Raw genomic sequence first — 16,933 nt, 5'->3', positions numbered from 1 at the left:
ATAATATCCATCCGCCAGCTATTCCGCAATCCCAACTTGATGAGTGAATGAAAGGAAGGATGTAAGGAAAATCTCCTACCCATGGGCCGTCAGCAGCGAAGTAGGCGCATAGCCGAAATGTTTTTTGAACGCGAAGGAAAAATGCGACAGGTTCTCGAATCCCACTTCATAACAAACATCGATGGGTTTCTTCTTTTTCTCTACGAACTGGTAATGCGCCAGCTCCAGCCGCTTTTGCGTGAGCCACCTCTGCGGCGTAGTGTCGAACGCTTTTTTGAAGTCGCGCTTGAAAGTAGTGAGGCTCCGGCCTGTAAGGTAACCGAATTTTTCCAGGGGCATGTTGAACATGAAGTTTTTCTCCATGTAATCCGTCAGGTCGATTTTCCCCGGCTCTTCAAAACTGGCGAGCATACCGTCTATCTCCGGATCGAGGGAACGCAGGATGGTGACGGCTTCCGTGATTTTCAGATGGGCGATGTCCTTCGGCAGTTCCTGCATATCGAAATACGGGACCAGCGACGACAGGCAGCTTTGCAGCAGCGGATGGTCCCTGAAGTGGCGGATCTTCTGCGCTGTTGCAGGCTTCGGCTTCACGCCGAGCTTTTCATAAAAATCCCGCAGCCAGGGCGTGGTCAGATGCATGACCACCGTTTGATGCGGAAGCCCGTTTTTCGGATAATTGATGATCGTAGCCAGCTGGTTGCGCGGGATGAGGAAAATATCGCCCTGCTGGAACATGTACGTCCCTTCCGACTGCACGATCTTCGTTTCACCTGAAATGAACCAGATGAGCATATGGTGCTCGAACAGGATGTCCGATTTGAAGAATTTGTCGGGGTAGCAGGACAGTTTGATGTCTTCGGTAATATATTTTGCCTGGTATTCCATGTGCTGAATTTTACGTTCCATCGCAGCCGCTTGCATAAAAATAAGCATATTCGGCCGCAACGGGAACTCCGGGAATGGTGAACGGATCAATTTGAGTGGCGTTTTTGTTGCCGCCGGTTAAAAAGGATGTACGTGAAGCATAGGCCCCGCAGTCCGCCATACAGCTCGCACAGCTGGCTCGAGCGCCCGGCTATGGAGAGGCCCCCGGCCTGCAAGGGTTGCAGCGCATCCGTCACCAGCAGGTACGACCGTGCCGGCACATTGTTCTTCAGCAGGCGGTGCGCTTCCACCACCACTTCTCCGTACAGTTTATGATATGCCCCTACCGAGAATTCCGCCATATCCCCGTAATGTGCGATGGCTTTGAGGTGCAGGTCCAGCTGCAGCCCGAACTGTGCTTCCAGCTCGCGGAGCTTGCCGTCGAAGGCGGCTTTCATCGCTTCAAACTGTGCGTACAGCGCTTCCATGGCGGGTATTGCATCCCATTTGTAGAAAAAAACGGCATCTCCTTCGATCTCCGCGATCTCCATCCCGAGCGTGTTATGCTGCAGGATAACGGCCAGCAGCTCGCAGGTGATGATTTGTCCGGTAATGAGGTCCGTACTGCGAACGAGCGCTGTAAACCCGCTCATATCGGGGATGAACACGAGGCCTTTCCGGGCTTGCGTTCCATGACTGCGATGCACGGGATTTCTTTTCGGGAGGATGGAGGTACGCATGGGAATGTATTTTTCAGGGGATGAAGAACGGGTTGGGTCAGCGGATATCGAATTCGATGCCGGTCAGCGTTTCGGTGAGCGACCAGAGGCGTTGGGCGCTGTGCGCGTCCAGCGAGGCGGGCGATACGCCGCTTTGATGGAGTTTGGCGCTGCCGGGGCCCAGGAGCTCGGCCACATCGCCGTCTTCGCAGTAAACCCCGCCGATTTCGTTGAGCAGCGGGCTCGTAGCGGCCCACACGGTGGTAGCGGCGCCCTGCGGGACGGTTTTGAGGGACGCCAGCACTTCCGGGCGCATATTCCCCTGTTCATCCACGAACCCCATCTGCTGGAAAAGTTCCAGCGGCGCTTCCCGGCCCAGTTCCGTGCCGCCGATCGAGCCCGGATGCACGGAATATGCCCGTACCTGGAAACGGGCCGCCCGGTTATCGAGCTCCAGGGCGAACAGGTTGCTGGCCGTTTTCGATTGCCCGTAGGCCTGGAGGGTTTCATACGGCCGGTGCAGGAAATTCGGATCGTCGAAATCGACGCCCCCCATCTGGTGCCCCAGCGACGACACGTTGACCACCCTCGCCCCGTTTGCCGCTTTCAGCGCGGGCCAGAGCCTTGCCGTGAGGTGGAACTGCCCGATGTAATTGGTGGCCAGCTGAGATTCGATCCCACGGGCATCCCTGCGCAGCGGCACCCACATGATGCCCGCGTTGTTGATCAGCAGGTGCAACGGACGTCCCGAAGCCAGGAATTTTTCGGCGAAGTCATCAATGGTAGCGGGGTCCATCATATCCATGGCTTCGATTTCCACCTGCGGGATGCCTTCGAGGTTTTTGCGGGCTTTTTGCACATCACGTGCCGGAACAATTACCGTAGCACCCGCCGCTGCCAGCGTTCTGGTGGTTTCTACGCCGATACCGGCATTTCCGCCCGTTACGATCGCAATTTTCCCGGAAAGGTCCATACCGGCGATCACATCTGCAGTGGTAGATTGGGCGTTAAAGCCCGAGCGGAGCGGGTGCTGCAGGGCGCCCTGGTTGTTGTACTGTTTCATGCTTGTTTCGTTTTGTTTGTTGAAACAAATGTAGAACAGCCGCCGCCGGGGCACTTTGTTCTGCGGGCCGAATTTGCTTTGTTTAAAAGGTCAAGGGGTTTGTTCAGCGGACCGGGGTATAAAATGCAGGGACTGGCGGCTATATTTGCATGGATTCCACGCTATTTATCAAATAAAAAGACCATGAAAAGCATTTTTCTTACCGGAAACCTCATCCTGGCGCTCATTACCGCCGGCTCACCGCTCCTCGCCCAATCTGCGCGCACCTTCCAGAACCCATTACCCGTTGAATTCGGCGACCCGTACGTGTTAAAAGTACCGGGCGGCAAATACTACATGTACGGCACCGGCGGCGCCAGGAACGGGTTCGCGGCCTGGTCGTCGGTCGACCTGGTGCACTGGAAAAACGAGGGACAGGTTTACCATGCCAGCAACCCCAACGGCTGGAGCGATTCCACCGCCGCGTGGGGCGGGGCTTACTGGGCACCCGAAGTATATGCCTTCAAAGGAAAATACTGGATGTTCTACAGCGCCCAGTGGAAAGAGAACCCCGGCAAGGAGCTCGAACATTTCCGCATAGGCGTGGCCGTAGCCGATTCACCCACCGGCCCGTTCATAGACGTCATGCAAAGGCCCGTTTTCGATCCCGGATACCCCATCATCGATGCCAATGTCTTCTTCGACGACAACGGGAAAATCTACCTGTATTATTCCCGCTGCTGCTACAAACACGCTGTAGACAGCGAAGTGGCCGACTGGGCCCGCAAACAGGGATGGTTCCAGGAAATCGAGGAAAGCTGGGTGTATGGCGTGGAACTGAAACCGGATTTCAGCGGCGTGATCGGCGAACCGGTACTGCTGTTGCGCCCGCCCGTAAAGATGGACGATAAACAGGCGGAATGGGAAAGCAGATCTGTCACGTCGAGGGAAGTGAACCGCCGGTGGACCGAGGGCTCCGTGACTTTCAAAAAAGGCAATACTTACTATATGATGTATTCCGCGAACTATTTCGGCGGCAAGAACTACGCGGTCGGGTACGCGACGGCGAAAAGCCCCCTGGGCCCGTTCATCAAAGCGGCCAACAATCCCGTGCTGCAAAAGAATGTGGAGAAAGGCGGCATCGTAACCGGAACGGGGCACAACAGCATTACGTATTCGCCGGACGGCAGGGAAATGCTCTGCGTGTACCATGCCCGCACCTCCGCCACGGGCGACAAACGCGTTGTCTTCATCGACCGGATGCGCATACTGAAAAACGGGAAACTGGTGGTGGAAGGGCCGACAACCTCGCCGCAAAAATCACCCGGCAGCAAATAACGGAAAAGCCCCGCGGAAAAAAATTTATGGAAAACCATCGGGCCTGCATCTTCCCTTAACGGGAAAATTCCATCGTTCATGCATCCATAAACCTTCATTCCATGTTCAGGCACTATCTCCAGATCACCCTCCGCAATTTCAGGCGTTTCAAAACCACGTTCATCATCAATCTGGTGGGGCTTTCCACCGGGCTGGCCGTAGCACTGCTCATCTACCTCTGGATTTCCGGGGAATTGCGGGTAGACGGCTTCCACGAAAACGGCAACCGGCTATACCAGGTGATGGTCAACCGCGAACAGGACGGCCGCATCAACACCGTTACAGGAACGGGCGGCGGATTGGGCGATGCCCTGCAAGCAGACATGCCGGAAGTCGAATACGCCGTGAGCATGACGCCGCCGGAATGGTTCAAAAAATTCAATATCGGCTGGACGAACGAGGTGATGGGCGCGAGCGGCAATTTCGTGGGGAAGGATTATTTCCGGATGTTCAGCTTCCCGCTCATCCGGGGGAACGCAGCCAGTGTGCTGGCGGACAAGAATTCCGTGGTGCTGTCGAAGCGCCTGGCGGAGCAGCTCTTCCGGTCGGCCGATAACGCAGTCGGGAAAACGCTGGAATGGAAATGGCTGAGCTTCATGAAAACCTGTACCGTATCGGGCGTGTACGCCGATCAGCCGGAATCTTCGACCCAACAATTCGACTTCGTCCTCCCGCTGGACGCCTGGAAAGATTTCGTTCCGGCGACGGCAGATTTCCGTTCAGGGCCGTTCCAGACGTTCGTTGTCCTGAAGCCGGGCACCGACCTCCCGCAGTTCCAGCGCAAAATCGAAAACTTCATCACGCAAAAGGATAAAAACACCCCCTTCCCTTCCCGGCTGTTCCTCAGTAAATATGCAGACGGCTACCTGTACGGGAATTACGAAAACGGCGTGCAATCGGGCGGAAGGATCGAATATGTACGGCTTTTTTCCATTATCGCGGCATTCATCCTCCTGATCGCCTGCATCAATTTCATGAACCTTTCCACCGCAAAAGCCTCGCGGCGGATGAAGGAGATCGGCATCAAAAAGGCCATGGGCGCGGGCCGGCATAAACTCATCTTCCAGTTCATCGGCGAATCGCTGGTAATGAGCTTCGCCGCGCTTATTATCGCATTATTGCTCGTGGCGCTGTTCCTCCCGCAGTTCGACCGCATCGCCGGCAGGGCCGTGGCCATTCACTTCAGCTGGCAACTGGTGCTGGCGGTACTGGGGATCACCATGGCAGTGGGGATCGTGGCGGGCAGTTACCCGGCATTTTATCTCTCGCGGTTCGGCGTGGCGGCGGTCCTGCGCGCCAAATCCGGCGGCGGAACGGGGGAATCGTGGGTAAGGAAAGGATTGGTGGCTTTCCAGTTCACCGTCTCCATCATTTTCATCGTTGGCGCCATGGTACTGTACCAGCAACTGCAATTCGTGCAAAACAAACAGCCGGGTTTCGATAAGGACAATGTCATTTATTTCGAGATGGAAGGAAGGGTGGCCGAGCGGACAGACGCGTTCCTCAGCGAGCTGAAAACCATTCCCGGCGTGGTGAACGCCAGTACCGTGCAGCAGAATATCATCATGCCCGCTTTCCTGCCGGGGCCGGGCGTGCAGTGGGACGGCAAGAACGCCGACGACCGTATCCGCTTCCACAAAATGCCCGTCAACTACGATGCGCTGGAAACCCTCGGCATCCAGATGGCCCAGGGCAGAACGTTCAGCAAAAACTTCGGCACGGATTCCACCGGCGTGATCCTCAACCAGGCTGCGATACAAATGATGGGCATCACTGACCCCGTCGGCAAAACGATTTACCTCGACAAAAACCCGAGAACGATCATTGGCGTCACCAAAGACTTCCATTACAACTCGATGCATGAAAAGGTCCAGCCATTCCTGTTCTCGCTCCAGCCGCAGGCTACGGCGCTGGTGATGGTGCGGATGAAGGAACACGGCCAGCCCGCCACCATCAGCCGGTTGAGCGAATTCTACAGCCGCTTCAATCCCGGCTACACGCTCAATTTCAACTACATGGATACGGCTTACCGGCAGCAGTATTCCCTGGAAAACCTCGTGGCTACACTGTCCAGGTACTTTACCGTACTGGCGATCGTCATTTCCTGCCTGGGGCTCCTGGGGCTGGCGGCGTTCAGCGTGGAGCGGCGGGTGAAGGAGATCGGCATCCGCAAAGTGCTGGGCGCCAGCAACGGGAATATTTTCTGGGTGTTGTCGGCCGGTTTCACGAAGGTGGTCCTCATTTCCATCGCTGTGTCTATCCCCATCAGTTACCTCCTCACAAAAAACTGGCTCAACGGGTTCGCCTACCACATTGCGCTTACACCGCTGTACTTCATGGCCGCGGCCATTATTGCGCTGCTGGCGGCATGGTCCACGATCGGTGTTCAGACGGCGAAAGCGGCCAGGGCTAACCCTTTGCAGTGCCTGAAAGACGAATAAACATTTCTTTTTTTAACACAACAGCCCATACAAAAGCCCGCTCAAACTGAGCGGGCTTTGCTTCCTTTTCGATAAACAGCTGCAAGCCGGGTGGCCTGCAGCTGCGTGTTTTTATATCCACTGCAATACTACCTCCGCTTCCTGTACAGCAGCAAAAACGCCGCGAATACGAGGAGCGATCCGGGGATGAGGCCAAAGAAAACTATTCTCATGGTGATGATACCCTTGTCTGTGGTATCGATCGCGTCTTTCGAACGGATGGCGCCCGTGTTCACGGGAAAATCGCCGTAGGTGAACCAGCGGAACATTTCCGTTACGAGCGGCTGGTTCCATACCAGGGGCTTGCGGCGCTCCAGTTCGCCGGAGCTCATGAAATCCGCGTCGCCCGTTACGATGATGCGCTGTGCTTTCCCGTTCACCGTTCTTTCGGCGGCCACGGCCAGCGCCTCGTTGTTTTTCGCTTTCAGCAGCGGAATGGTGCGGAAGCCCGTTGCGGGACCGAACCGCAGCGGCAAGGTGCCCGCCATCGATACGATGCCACCGCTCGCCTGGAACGCGCCCAGCTGCGGCGCTACGGCGCCTGCGCTGTCTGCAAACCGCGCCAGCACGAAATCCGGGGCGTAGTCGCGGCTTTCTTCCAGTACGGCGGAATCGCCGGGGTGCACATCGAGCTGCTGCAACAGGGGTTTCAGCACTTCCTGCGAGCCGGGCTCCGCGATCACGAGGAGGTTGCGGCCGCTGGCCAGGTACGCGTCCAGCTTCTGCTGCACTACAGGTGCGAACGCGCTTTTGGGATCGGCGACCACCAGTACGGACGTAGTGGCGGGGATGTCCTGCTTCGTGAGGTCTACCGTATCCACGTTGAAGCCCTGGTTCACGAGCGCGCCGCGGAATGTGAGCTCGTTCACGAAGGTGCGGAACGCCCCGTCGCCGGCTTTGGTGATACTGCGCTCGCCGCTGCCGCGGAGGAACGTGACCACGGGGATCTCTTCCGGCGTCACCAGGCGCTTCAGCGCGGCGGTGAACTCCTGCTCGCCGGGATAAATACGGAGGTCGTTGTAGAAACGGAGGAAGGTTTGCCTGTCGCCGTATTGCAGCGACCGCACGAGGCGGTTTTCTTCGGAATTCAAATCCACCAACTTCTTCACATCTTCCGGCTTCATCACTTTTTTATAATCCAGGTCCTGAATATCGGCAACTTTTTTGGCGATGGCGGCATCGCTTTCGCCGGGGTAGTTTTTATACAGCCCTTCGTTGTTGGAGAAATCGTAATAATACACGTACTCCATTTGCATGTCGGGCATGAACCGGCGGTAGGGCGTGAGGATGCGTTCGTCTTCGCTCTTCTTTTCCGGGGCGCCGAGGTAATAGTTCTGATCGAGGATATTGACGTAGGTGGTGATCTTCAGCGGATGTTCCATCTTCGCGATCAGTTCGCGGCTTTGGGGCCCGAGCGTATGGTTTTTGGTGGCCGTCATGTCCAGGTACCCCGTCAACGCCGGCAGGCTGCTGAGATAGCCGGTTACGAAGCAGATGCACACCAGCCCGAGGTACCTCGCGGCGCGGGCCATGGCGGGCCTTGCCTCCCGCTGGTCTTGCAGCCGCATGCCCGTGATGGCCAGGAAGAACCCGATGACGATGCAGAAATACACGATGTCCTGCGTGCTGATCAACCCGAAAATGAACTTCTCCGTTCTTCCGGCGATCGACATGAAATACGTGATATGCCTGACGGTATCGTTGCCCTGGAAGAGGCCGCCCACGAAGTTGAGCCCCGCCAGCACCGCCAGGGTACTGATGGCCGCCACTACCTGGTAAGTGGTGAGGGACGACATGAAAAGACCGATGGCGGAATAGGCGCAGATGAGCAGGTACAGGCCGATGGCGCCGGACACGAGCAAAGACCAGTCGATGTTCGTGATGAAAAACGAACCGGCAACGGCGTAGGCGCAGATGATGAGCAGCAACAGGGCACCGTATCCCATCATCGCCAAATATTTCCCGAGCACGATGTCTTTCACTTTAATGGGCGACGACAGCAGCAGTTTGATGGAACCGCTGTGCATTTCCCGGCTGATGAGCCCCATCGTGAGCAGGGGGATATAGAAATAGAGCGTGCCTTTCACGCCGGGATAAAACCCTTCCTGCAGGCCGGCGAATACCATGGAGGTGACGTCGTTGAAATGGTTGCCCATCCGCTGCGCCCTGCCGATCATCTGCAGGTAATAAATGAAATTGACCCCGATCTGGATGGGAAAAACGATCAGGATGAGCCAGGCCACCGGCGAATGGAACAGGAGGCTCAGCTCCTGGCGGGCTATTCTGGTTATGACTTTCATGATGGTACGGCGGATTTAAATGTTTTGTTGGATAACTGGGCGAAAATGGCGTCGAGCGAGCTTTTCTCCAGCGTGATCTCCCGGAGGCGCCACTTCCGCAGCACGCTCGTTTCCACGATATGCTCCGCAATGTCTGCCGCCGGCTCGAACCGCAGCCTGACGGTCTTGTCGGACAGGAACTGCACTTCCCTGATGCCCGCGATGGACCGCAGTTCTTCGGCGGATGGTGGGTTTTCCATCGTAGCTACCAGGCTGTCCGGCTCGATGTAGTTGTTGAACGTATCCATCGTGTCCTTGAACACGATCCTGCCGCCTTCGATCATAATGATGTCCTGGCAGGTGGCCTGGATTTCGGAGAGGATGTGGGAGGAGAAGATCACCGACCTGTCTGCCGCGATTTCCTTGATGAGCTGCCTTACTTCGAGGATCTGGTTGGGATCGAGGCCGTTGGTAGGCTCGTCGAGCACCACCAGCAGCGGCCGGTGGATGATGGCCTGGGCGATGCCGACCCTTTGGCGGTAGCCGCCGGAGAGGTTGCCGATGAGCCGGTTGCTGAAGTGCGCCACGCCGCAGCGTTCCTTCACTACATCCACTGCCGCCTTGATCTTCCGTTTATCGATGAGGCGGAGATGGGCGCAATAGGTCAGGTATTCGTCTACGGTCTGTTCCAGGTACAGCGGCGCGTTCTGGGGCAGGAACCCGATCCGCTTTTTAGCGTCTTCCGGATGCTCCCGCATGTCGATGCCATCGATCAGCACGCGGCCGCGGGTTTGACTGAGCACACCGCAGAGGATGTTCATGGTGGTGGATTTTCCGGCGCCGTTGGAGCCGAGCAGCCCCACGATGCCGTTCCGGTTGATGTCGAAGCTGATATCCTGCACCGCCCAGTCTTTGCTGTAGCGGTGAGACAGCCCTTCGATCTTAACGATGTTATCTTGCATGTTCGTTATTTTACGCAAAGGGAGGATGATGGCGCCGGCATTCACCGGCGCCGATCAAGGTATGTGGCTGGTTTGGAGATTACGGGTTGAGCGGCCAGTCCGGGTTGAACACGGTGGCGTTGGGCCACAGCTGGCGCAGGTATTCCTTGCTGTTGGGCAGCAGTTCGTAGACTTTGCCTTCCGCAGTATGTTTGATGGTTTTGGCGAAGCGGGGCTCCTTGTTCAGGCGCTTCAGATCGATCACCCGGATGCCCGTGAAGGCAAGCTCCCGCCGTCTTTCATTCAGCACAAAGCGCAGCACGCGCTCCGAATCGTTCCCGAAATCGGCCGGGGCAAAGGCTTTGTACGCCGCCGGTGTGATGCGGTTCAGGCGCAGCTTGTTGATGTCTGCCAGCGCATCGGCCTGTTTCCCTTCGCGCGCCAGGCATTCCGCGCGCACGAGGTACATTTCCGGAACGCCGAGGAAATTGTTGTAATAATCGCCGCGGAGGAAAATCTTCACGCCATAACGGTTCATGTAATTGAACGGCGGCGCCGGCGGCCAGCCGTCTGCATAGTACAGCGTCCAGCGTTTATCGTCGTTGGTGAACAGGGCCGTCAGTTCCGGAGAAGCGCACACGTATTGCCCGAGGCCCATCGGCCGCAGGAAGTGCCTGGCCACGATGGTTTCCGTGTTCAGTTGCGCATCGGGAATGTTGGTCCAACCTACCGGGGCACCGGGCACGTTGGGGAAAGGCCCCGGCGCGATGATCTGGTAGGTGTTCATGTCTTTCAGTTCGCTTTGCAGGCCCAGCGCCAGGTCGGCGTTCTTTTTGGCATTGGCGTAATCGCCCATGAAAAGGTAGGTGCGGGCCAGTGCTGCGTACCCTCCTGCTTTGGTGGCCCTGAACTTCGTAGGTCTGTTTTTCAGCGGAAGGTCGGCCACCGCGGCATTCAGATCGCTCAGGATCTGCTGGTACACTTCCTGCACGGAATTCCGGGTGAACTTGGCGCTGATGTCGGCGATGAGCGCGATGGGAACGCCGGGCGTTGTGGCCGCGGTGGCCCCGTCGTAATGCTGCGCATAGGTGTTCACCAGCAAGAGGTGCTCCATGGCGCGGCCCAGGTAAGCCTCGGCGCGGATGCTACGCCGGCTCGCTTCGGAGCCTTCCGTCGCCTCCATGATATTGTTGATGACGCTGTTGCAATAGAAGATACGCTTGTACCCTTCGCTCCAGGTGTAATCGTTATTCCCCTGGTCGTACGGCGAAGTATTGAACTTGTAAATCAGCCGGGCAAAAACCTGCCGGGCCGAATACAGGTTGCCGGGCTCCCCTTCCGGCAGGAAAGCGTCGTCTGACTGGAGGTCCCAGTACATATCCCCGTAATTCACCATGGTACCGGAATTGAGCATGTTCTCGTAATCGGTGACCGTGGTGGGGATGAATTTATCTTTCGGCTTGATGTCCAGGAATTTGTCGCAACCAGACAGTGCCACTATGCTGATGATATACAGATGTAATTTCTTCATGGTTCCAGGTTTTAGAAAGTGATGTCGATGCCGGCCATATAAACGCGCGACACCCAAAGCGTCCTGTTGGCATACTGGCTCGCCAGCTGGTACGCCTCGGGGTCTATCCCCTGGCCGTTACGGAACCAGGAGAAGGGATTTTGCACCTGCAGGGTGAATTTGGCGGAGGAGAGTTTGGTAACGGACTGCAGCATTTTCGCGAAATCGTACGACAACGAGATGTCCCTTACTTTGATATAATCTGCCTTCAGCACGTTCCTGTCTGCCGCAAACCAGATCAGCGTGTAATATTCACGGCCGTCTGCGTTCAGGTCGGGAGCGGGCATGGTATTGGGGTTCAGCTCGTCGCCGGGCTTGCGCCAGAAATTCATCAGCCTTTTGTCTACGTTCCTGCTGCCGAAATCGTTCTGGATGGGGCTCGCCACATCGCGGATCACATGCCCGCCGTTGGCGATCATCATCACCCGGAGCGTAAGTTGTTTGTAATTAAAGGTATTGGTAAAACCGGAGGTCCATTTGGGCCGGAGCGTACCGCCGTACACGAGGCCGTTGACGTCTTGCATGTTGGCCACCACGGTGCCCGACTGATCGTAATTCTTCACCACTTTTCCGTCTGCATCGTACACCATTACGGTTCCGTTCGTAGGGTCGAGGCCGGCGTAGCGGAAGCTGAACACCGCATCCATGGGGTAACCGATACGGTTTACGCCCCAGCCCTGCGTAAGCGTCCGGTAGTCGGGGTTGCGCAGGTTGATGTCCGTCATCCGGCTTTTGTTGAAAGTCAGGTTCAGCGTTGTGTTCCAGCTGAAGTTCCGGCTTTCGATATTGCGGGTATTGAGCGCGATTTCCAGCCCTTTGTTGTTCATGCTGCCGTAGTTGATGAGGGCGAAGGGGAACGCATTCGTGGGGTCGGTCAGTTTTTCGCCGAGCAGGTCGGTCGTTTTGCGGATGTAGTAATCCACCGAGCCGGAGATCCGGTTGTTCAACACGGCAAAATCGATCCCGATGTTGGTGCTCGCCGTTTTTTCCCAACGGAGGTTGCCGTTCGGCGGATAAAGGATATCGGTGGCGTTGGCGCGCGCATCGTTGAAGAAGCTCGACGTAGCCTGCAGGTACGGCCCGGCCGTCTGGGCCACGTTACCGCCCAGGCCGTAAGTGGTGCGTATGGCCAGGTTGTTCAGCCAGTTGATGTTTTTCATGAAATCCTCTTCCGTCAGCCGCCAGCTGGCCCCCAGGTGCCATACGGGCAAACGGCGGTCGCGGGTAGCCACGCCGAAAAGGTTGGAATCGTCGACGCGCGCACTGCCGGTCAGGTTATACTTGCCGTCGAACGTATATCCGAAGTTGCCGTAAAACGATACGTAGCGGTTTTCCCAGTAGCGGTAGTAAGTATCGTCATTGAAGCCCCAGAAGAAGGTGCCATCGATCGACTGCGTATTTTTCAGGCTGCCGAGCTGCGCCTCGTTGATAGGCTGGAACTGGAGGTTATTATCGTTGTACCCCATTTTCGACAGCTTCGTAGCGCTGCCCGAGATCGCGCGCCATTCCGTACCGGCGATGGCCGTCAAACGGTGGCGGGGCGCCACTTCCCGGTCGAAGCTCAACTGGCCGCGGGCGGTGTAGGATTTGGAGCTGCCCCTCGTTTCGAAAATCTGTCCGCCGTCGGGAATATTTTTGATAAGCTCCCCGTTATTGTCTATCTGCGCCGCATCGTTGATCATGCGCTTGGTGTAATAGGACGTGGGCGTGTAGTACGTCTTGCCTAAGCTGGACCCTCTTTCCGTCTGGTATTTCAGATCGAGCGTGAGCCCGCGGATGATTTTTGCCGTAAACCCGCCCTGCAACCGGAAGTAGTTCGACCAGTTCGACAATTTGGCCCTGTCCATTTCTTCCAGCGGATAATACGTTTCATCATACAGCCCTACTTCCACCAGCCGGTTATTTTCGTACGGCGATTTCAGTTTGGTGAAGGGAGCCGGGCTGCCGTCTGCGTACTGCATGATCTCGTACGGCAGATTGGTATAATATTGCGTAGGGCCTTCGCGGGTAAATTTCGCATTACTGAGATTGGTCATCACCCCCACTTCCGCATCCAGCCATTTGAAGACTTTCACGCGGTCGTTCAGTCCTACGTTCACGACTTCGTCACGATCGCGCAGGCCAAAGCCGGAATTGCCGGTATAGTTCATGAACAGATTGTACTGATGGGCATCGTTGCCGCCGTTGACGGAAAAGCTCTCGCGGTGCTTGAATTGGTTGCGCATATAGAGGTCTTCCACCTGGCTTTGGCCGTCGTAGCTGCGGAGCTGGTTGAGGATTTCGTCGAGCTGCGCTTTGGTGATCTTGCCTTGTTCATGATCGTAGAGCGCTTCTTTCACTTTGCTTTTGCCGGCGCGCTGGAGCCTGTCGTTGAAAGAAGGGTGCCATTTATTGAAGAGCTCCACTTCCATGTCTACCATCTCTTTCGAGTTCATCAAGTTCAGGTAGCTGGCGTCGGATTTGGGCGTCAGGAAGGCGGTGCTGCTGAAATTGACCGTCAGTTTCCGGGCGCTGCCGTGGCGGGTGGTGATGGAGATGACGCCGTTGGCGGCGCGGGTGCCGTAGATGGAAGAGGCGGCGGCGTCTTTCATGACGGTCACGTTCACGATATCGTTGGGGTTGAGGTAGTTGAGGTCTCCTTCATAGGGGAAGCCATCCACAACGAACAGCGGGCTCTGGGTACCGTACAGGGTGGAAATCCCGCGCAGGTTCACCGCTCCGTTCTGCATGAAAAGCCCTGGCACCGTGCCTTCCAGCCGGCTGATGAGGCTCGTTTGCATACGGGCGCCCAGCGTTTCTTCGGTGATTACGCTGAATGCGCCGGTGGCGCGCTCTTTGGGGATCGACTGGTAACCGGTATTGGCGGTAACGTTCAGTTCGGTGAGGTTGGACGATATCATGGAGAGCACCACATTGCCCATGGTGCCGCTTTGCAGCATGCGCGCCGTGATGGTCACATCTTTGGTTTTGAAACCGATGAAGCTGATGCGCACTACGCTCCCTTCCTGCACCGGAAGGGTGAATTTGCCCTCCGCATCGGTGATGGCGGAGCGGCCGCCGCCCGTTGCCACGATGGTGGCGCCGATGAGCGGAACGCCGGTGCTGTCGATGATGCGCCCGGTGATGGGGGTTTCCTTCACGGCCTGCGCCTGTTCGACAGGAACGGGATCGAACTTCCCGTAGAGGAAAATCGTGTTGTCGGCGATCTTGTATTGAAACGGCTGGTCTTTAACGATGAGGTCCAGGAAACTCAGCAGGGGCATGTTCTGCACGGATGCGGAAATGGTGCCGGCCTGGCGCAACAGGTCGGATTTACCCCAGACCACGTACCCGGTTTGCTGCTTGATGGCCGCAAAAACCCTTTTCATCGGCACTTCCCTTCCGGAGAAAGTAATTGACTGGGAATACGTGCTGGCTGATACATGTAAACAAATGGCGAGAAGGAGAACACTGGTAATTTTCATGATCCGGAGGATTTTGGCTGGGAACCGGCATGGCAATTCCCAACGGCTCCAGTAAGCAGTTTTTTGCATAGATTTGCAACGTTTGGTTGTTAGAAATGGAGGTCTCGAAACCCGTTTTTTATCAACCGGCAAACTTTTACGGGAGTGTTCGCAGCACTTCCGTTTTTATTTCCGGCCGACCGATCTTAGTTGATATTTACTGGTCCATGTATGATTTGCTGTTTTATGGTATAGGGATAAATATTTGCTAAGGCATTACGATCAGCCGCCGTCCTTCCTCCAGCCGGAAATGTACATCCGACCGCTCCAGTCCGCTCAACACGTCAGACAGCTTCAGTTTCCGGCTCATTTCCCCGAAAAACACCACATCGGGCACATTTCCTTCATACACCACATCAAGATCGTACCATCGTTCCAGCTGGCGCATCATGTCGCGCAGCCCGGCCCCGTCGAAGTTAAACAGCCCGTTTTTCCAGGCGATGGCTTTATCGAGGTTTGCGTTGCGCGTCACTTCCATCCCGTTCCCGCCGGCCTGCAACTGCTCTCCGGGCTTCAGCACCATGGCGCCCCCTTCGTTCCCCGCCTGCGCGATCCTCACGGCGCCCGTCACCAGTGTGGTATAGCTGTTCCGCTCGTTGGCATAGGCGTTCACGTTAAAGGAAGTGCCCAGCACTTCGAGGTCTAACTTCCCCGGCACCTTCACCCGGAAAGGCTTCGCGGCATCCTTCGCCACTTCGAAATACCCTTCCCCGGAAAGCTCCACGGTCCGGTCGCCCCCATTGAACGCCACCGGGAACCGCAAAGAACTGGCCGCGTTCAGCCAGACCTTCGACCCGTCCGGCAAAGTGACCGTAAACTGCCGCCCCTTGGAAGTGGCGATGGTATTGTATTTCAGCTCCCCTGCCCCGGGGTCTTCCGGCGTATACTGCAATCCCTCGCTGCCCAACACCACGGCCGTCCCGCTCTGGCGGGAGATGAGGCCATTGCCGGCGCTGTCCAGCTCCAGCTGCGAGCCGTCGGAAAGGGTGAGGATGGCGCCGTTCCTGCCAGGCTCCACGTCCAGCGGGGCGTTCACCGACAGCATCGGTTTAGGCACGGGCTGATGGCGGTTGAAATACCAAACCCCTGCGGCTACGAACAATACCGCCGCCGCGGCCGACCACCACCGGTGCAGGAAATGCACGCGCAGCTTCGGCGGAGCGTTTTCTTCGGCCAGGCGCTTGTCCGCCGCCAGTATCCGGTCGGCCACCTGCATCCAGTGCTGGCGGTCGAAAGGCCGGGCCGCTTCGGGCCGGACAGCTTCCAGCCAGCTTTCGGCTTCTCCGATAGCGGAATCGTCGCGGTCAACGAGGGCTTGCAGCTCCCCGAGCTCCGCATCCGTGGCGGCGCCACTGGCCATGCGTTCCAGCAAATATTGTAAGCGGTCGTGCTTTTCCATGCATTTCGGGATCAGGTAAACGATGATGTTTCAGTCCCCCTTATCTATACCAGACAATCGGGCGGACAGGTAGTACCGAAAAAAATCAAAGTTTTTTTTCGTTCGGGGGTACAATCAGAGGAGAATATCGATCAAAACGAGCACAGACAATGGATATCCGGCATTTTGAAGGGAAGCCCGGATATTTTTGAGCGCCATTACCATTAAGTTTTTCACGGTGCTGGAAGCGAGGCCCATGCGATCGGCGATTTCGGAAATCGTGAGCGCCTCTTCCCGGCTGAGGCGGTAAATCCGCCGCTGTTTTTCCGGCAGGAGGTCAACCGCGTCGCCCACCAGGGAAAGCAGCTGTCTGAATTCCACCATTTCCGCCACCGGTAACGATTTGCCGGAAGCGTCCTTTTCGTGGGCGATGTGGTCCATGACTTTATCGCGGACGGCTTGCCGGCGCACATGGTTCACGGCCAGGAAGAAACAGATCTTCCGGACCCAGGCGCCCGGCTGCTCCAGCCCGGTGAGCTGGTCCCGCGCGATCCAGACTTTGAGGAAAGTTTCCTGCACGAGATCGTCCGCCACCGCCGCCGACCCCGTGATGCGCAAAGCCATGGCCTGCAGCCGGGGAACGTACAGCTCGAACAGTTCGCGGAACGCGGCTTCGTCGCCGGAAGCGATCCGGCTGAAAAGTTCAGGAGCGTCAATAAGTTGACCGTCGTCGTTCAAGGAAACGCAATTGATGATGAAATAAAGTGCCGTCGCAGG

11 protein-coding genes are annotated in these 16,933 nt (G+C 56.8%); 2 read left to right on the top strand and 9 right to left on the bottom strand.

From position 1 onward, the window contains the following. Nucleotides 1-75: 75 nt before the first annotated feature. The 3 genes from ACQKLP_RS09440 to ACQKLP_RS09430 all read right to left on the bottom strand — a co-directional run bounded on the left by ACQKLP_RS09440 (nucleotide 76) and on the right by ACQKLP_RS09430 (nucleotide 2,649). A complete protein-coding gene (locus ACQKLP_RS09440) occupies nucleotides 76-888 on the bottom strand; it encodes a helix-turn-helix domain-containing protein (protein WP_427322272.1) in 813 nt (270 codons plus the stop codon). A gap of 86 nt (nucleotides 889-974) precedes the next feature. Beyond that, nucleotides 975-1,607 (bottom strand): DUF2652 domain-containing protein, encoded by a 633-nt coding sequence (locus ACQKLP_RS09435; protein WP_427322270.1) that lies wholly within the window; start codon nucleotides 1,605-1,607, stop codon nucleotides 975-977. Nucleotides 1,608-1,644: 37 nt separating this feature from the next. Then, nucleotides 1,645-2,649: an SDR family NAD(P)-dependent oxidoreductase gene (locus tag ACQKLP_RS09430; RefSeq protein ID WP_427322268.1), complete on the bottom strand. Its 1,005-nt coding sequence runs from the start codon at nucleotides 2,647-2,649 to the stop codon at nucleotides 1,645-1,647. Between the two features lie 183 nt (nucleotides 2,650-2,832). Between ACQKLP_RS09430 and ACQKLP_RS09425 the strand changes: the two genes are divergently transcribed. Together ACQKLP_RS09425 and ACQKLP_RS09420 are read left to right on the top strand one after the other, a co-directional pair. After that, entirely contained in the window at nucleotides 2,833-3,966 is a 1,134-nt protein-coding gene (locus tag ACQKLP_RS09425) for a glycoside hydrolase family 43 protein (RefSeq protein WP_427322266.1), read from the top strand. A 101-nt stretch (nucleotides 3,967-4,067) separates the two neighbouring features. Next, nucleotides 4,068-6,446, top strand: coding sequence for an ABC transporter permease (locus tag ACQKLP_RS09420; RefSeq protein ID WP_427322264.1), 2,379 nt, complete (start codon nucleotides 4,068-4,070; stop codon nucleotides 6,444-6,446). A gap of 128 nt (nucleotides 6,447-6,574) precedes the next feature. Here ACQKLP_RS09420 and ACQKLP_RS09415 read toward each other — a convergent pair whose 3' ends face one another. From ACQKLP_RS09415 to ACQKLP_RS09390, 6 genes are all read right to left on the bottom strand, one after another. Then, nucleotides 6,575-8,785, bottom strand: coding sequence for a Gldg family protein (locus ACQKLP_RS09415; RefSeq protein ID WP_427322262.1), 2,211 nt, complete (start codon nucleotides 8,783-8,785; stop codon nucleotides 6,575-6,577). Next, a complete protein-coding gene (locus ACQKLP_RS09410) occupies nucleotides 8,782-9,726 on the bottom strand; it encodes an ABC transporter ATP-binding protein (RefSeq protein ID WP_427322260.1) in 945 nt (314 codons plus the stop codon). The genes ACQKLP_RS09415 and ACQKLP_RS09410 overlap by 4 nt, the downstream gene beginning before the upstream one ends. Before the next feature lie 79 nt (nucleotides 9,727-9,805). After that, nucleotides 9,806-11,236, bottom strand: a complete 1,431-nt coding sequence (locus ACQKLP_RS09405; RefSeq protein WP_427322258.1) for a RagB/SusD family nutrient uptake outer membrane protein — start codon at nucleotides 11,234-11,236, stop codon at nucleotides 9,806-9,808. An 11-nt stretch (nucleotides 11,237-11,247) separates the two neighbouring features. Beyond that, nucleotides 11,248-14,739: a SusC/RagA family TonB-linked outer membrane protein gene (locus ACQKLP_RS09400; RefSeq protein WP_427322256.1), complete on the bottom strand. Its 3,492-nt coding sequence runs from the start codon at nucleotides 14,737-14,739 to the stop codon at nucleotides 11,248-11,250. 247 nt (nucleotides 14,740-14,986) lie between these two features. Continuing rightward, nucleotides 14,987-16,177, bottom strand: a complete 1,191-nt coding sequence (locus ACQKLP_RS09395; RefSeq protein ID WP_427322254.1) for a FecR family protein — start codon at nucleotides 16,175-16,177, stop codon at nucleotides 14,987-14,989. Nucleotides 16,178-16,291: 114 nt separating this feature from the next. After that, nucleotides 16,292-16,894 carry an RNA polymerase sigma factor gene (locus tag ACQKLP_RS09390; RefSeq protein ID WP_427322252.1) on the bottom strand — a complete coding sequence of 201 codons (603 nt, stop codon included), beginning with the start codon at nucleotides 16,892-16,894 and terminating at the stop codon, nucleotides 16,292-16,294. Nucleotides 16,895-16,933: the final 39 nt, after the last annotated feature.

It is taken from the genome of Chitinophaga sp. NPDC101104, from assembly GCF_050277495.1.
GTDB lineage: Bacteria > Bacteroidota > Bacteroidia > Chitinophagales > Chitinophagaceae > Chitinophaga.
The sequence above is the reverse complement of the archived record's forward strand: the minus strand, read 5'-3'. Positions and strand labels throughout refer to the sequence as shown.

Bases quoted from the DNA above. Each gene is read 5' to 3' on its own strand.
- ACQKLP_RS09405 (WP_427322258.1), bottom strand. From the start codon at position 11,236: ATGAAGAAATTACATCTGTATATCATCAGCATAGTGGCACTGTCTGGT.
- ACQKLP_RS09400 (WP_427322256.1), bottom strand. From the start codon at position 14,739: ATGAAAATTACCAGTGTTCTCCTTCTCGCCATTTGTTTACATGTATCA.
- ACQKLP_RS09430 (WP_427322268.1), bottom strand. From the start codon at position 2,649: ATGAAACAGTACAACAACCAGGGCGCCCTGCAGCACCCGCTCCGCTCG.
- ACQKLP_RS09410 (WP_427322260.1), bottom strand. From the start codon at position 9,726: ATGCAAGATAACATCGTTAAGATCGAAGGGCTGTCTCACCGCTACAGC.
- ACQKLP_RS09440 (WP_427322272.1), bottom strand. From the start codon at position 888: ATGGAATACCAGGCAAAATATATTACCGAAGACATCAAACTGTCCTGC.
- ACQKLP_RS09425 (WP_427322266.1), top strand. From the start codon at position 2,833: ATGAAAAGCATTTTTCTTACCGGAAACCTCATCCTGGCGCTCATTACC.
- ACQKLP_RS09420 (WP_427322264.1), top strand. From the start codon at position 4,068: ATGTTCAGGCACTATCTCCAGATCACCCTCCGCAATTTCAGGCGTTTC.
- ACQKLP_RS09395 (WP_427322254.1), bottom strand. From the start codon at position 16,177: ATGGAAAAGCACGACCGCTTACAATATTTGCTGGAACGCATGGCCAGT.
- ACQKLP_RS09435 (WP_427322270.1), bottom strand. From the start codon at position 1,607: ATGCGTACCTCCATCCTCCCGAAAAGAAATCCCGTGCATCGCAGTCAT.
- ACQKLP_RS09415 (WP_427322262.1), bottom strand. From the start codon at position 8,785: ATGAAAGTCATAACCAGAATAGCCCGCCAGGAGCTGAGCCTCCTGTTC.